The organism is Azospirillum sp. B506, from assembly GCF_000333595.1.
Classification (GTDB): Bacteria; Pseudomonadota; Alphaproteobacteria; order Azospirillales; family Azospirillaceae; genus Azospirillum.
The window spans coordinates 1-1058 of the sequence record NZ_BADK01000637.1 but is presented as its reverse complement, the minus strand read 5'-3'; the positions used below and the strand labels follow the sequence as shown (position 1 = coordinate 1058).

Genomic DNA, 1058 nt, shown 5'->3' with positions numbered 1-1058 from the left:
TCGACGGGCTGACCGATGCGCGCCGGGTGACGCTGGACGACAGCGACCGCGGCGACCTGCTGCTGACCATCACCGACCTGACCGAACGCAATGCCTGGCTGCGCGAAGTGCAGCAGGCCCGCGACGACGCCGAACGGGCGCGGACGGACTATCACCACATCCTCCAGTCGGTCGGCGACGGCATCCTGGGGGTGGACGCCGACGGCCGCATCCGCTTCGTCAACGCCGCGGCGACGGCGATGACCGGTCATCTCGATCTCGACCTGATCGGCCGCCCACCGTCCGATCTGCTGGCCGGCCCGGCGGCGGAGACCGAAGGCTTGCCGGACGTCACTCCGGCCCTCGCCGTTGGCCCGTCGGCGTCCGCGGCCCGCGCGCTGTCGCTGTCGCTGACCGACGGCCGGCCGCGCAGCGTTGCCTGCGAAAAGCTGCGCCGGGAGGATGGCGGGACGCTGCTGGTCGAGGTCACCATCTCCCCCATGCTGTCGTCCGACAGGCGCCTCGCCCCGATGGGGGAACGCATCCAGGGCGCCGTCCTCGCCTTCCGCGACGTCACCGCGCGGCGGACGGCGGAAGCGGCGCTGAACCTCAGCGAGCGCCGGCACCGGGTGCTGGTCCAATCGCTGCACGACGCGCTGGCGATGACCGCCGCCGACGGCCGCAGCCTGCTGGCGAATGCCATGGCGGAGCGGCTGCTGGAGGGGCCGGCCCGTGTGCTGCTGGATCCCACCGCACCGGCCTTCGACGCGGACAGCAGGGGAGAGGGCAGGGGAGAAGGCAAGGCAAGCGGCAGAGCGGACGGACGGCTGTCGCCGGCGACAGCCCCGGCCACCATGGTTGCGACCACCGCCGGGCGCCGCTTCATCGACGCCAACGGAAGCCGGCTGCACGGGCTTCCCCCTGCGGCGGAGGCGGCACGCAGCGGCAAGCCGGTGGCCGAACGCATCATCGGCGTGGTCGAGGGGGACGAGGCGACCGCCCCCACCCGCTGGTTGCGGGTGTCGAGCCACCCGGTCGCCGATCCGGCCGGCGGGGTGGAGGCGGTGGTGTCCAGCGTC

General features: G+C 73.6%; 1 protein-coding gene. It reads left to right on the top strand.

Annotation, left to right across the window (positions count from 1 at the left end; genetic code table 11):
- Positions 1 to 1058, top strand: a 1058-nt coding sequence (locus I71_RS18940) for a PAS domain-containing protein (RefSeq protein WP_042696491.1), incomplete at both ends; no start/stop codon positions are given.